This is a genomic window from Vibrio sp. 704 (assembly GCF_033339295.1).
On sequence record NZ_JAWOUH010000164.1, the window covers coordinates 1 to 959 of the forward strand.

Below are 959 nucleotides of genomic sequence, written 5' to 3' on the forward strand. Positions count from 1 at the left end.
CCTGAAGTTGAGCCGGATCTTTCAGCACTGAAAACGCTGGATGTCAAAGGTGATATCACCATCGATAAGTTCAAAGCGGCTAACGCAAAAATGGAAGCGGTAAAAGCGAGCTTCACTGTCAATCGTGGTGTGTTTGACCTCACATCATTTAGCTCGAAGTTGTACCAAGGCACAATTTCAGCAACAGCAAGGCTAGATGCACGTAAGACGCCAGCGACTTACAGCGTGAAAAAATCAATCAAAGGTGTGAAAGTTCAACCGCTACTGATTGATGTTGCTAACAACGACAAGCTAGAAGGTACGGGTAATATCGACGTGAATGTCCAAGGTAGCAGTTTGACGACGACAGGTATCAAACAGAACCTTGCTGGTACGGTAGTGATTAACTTTGCTGATGGTGCGGTAAATGGCATCAACGTTGCTCAATTGATTCGTGAAAACTACGCGCGATTCAAAGGGCAAAAAGTTGAAAGTACCAACGAAGTGAAGAAAACAGACTTCAGTGCGATGACCGCGACGTTGAAACTAAACAAAGGTGTGGTATCAACGGACAACTTGCATGCTCAGTCACCATTACTACGTGTGCGTGGTAAAGGCAGTGCAAACTACATCAATGAGACGGTCGACTTTACTATCAGTACTTCAATTGTGGGTACGCTAGAAGGCCAAGGTGGTAAAAACATCGATGAGCTGAAGGACATCACGATTCCAATCAATGTGTCTGGTAAGTGGGCGGACCCTAAATTCAAACTCGTATTCGATGATGTTCTTAAACAGAAAGCTCAGAAAGAAATTGACCGTGGCGTAGAGAAGCTAACGGACAAAATCAAAGACGAGAAAACCAAAGAAGCGGTCGATGGTCTGTTGAAGAACCTTTTCAACTAACCACGCGTTGAAAGTGAAAGGGTTGGCATTGTGCCAACCCTTTTTTCATTGTGCTGCAAGCTTTACCAGTCGAC

General features: G+C 44.6%; 1 protein-coding gene. It reads left to right on the forward strand.

All coding sequences use genetic code 11. The features are described 5' to 3' along the window. A partial coding sequence (locus R7R24_RS25175) for an AsmA family protein (protein WP_318119839.1) occupies positions 1 to 885 on the forward strand: 885 nt, incomplete at its 5' end. Positions 886 to 959: the final 74 nt, after the last annotated feature.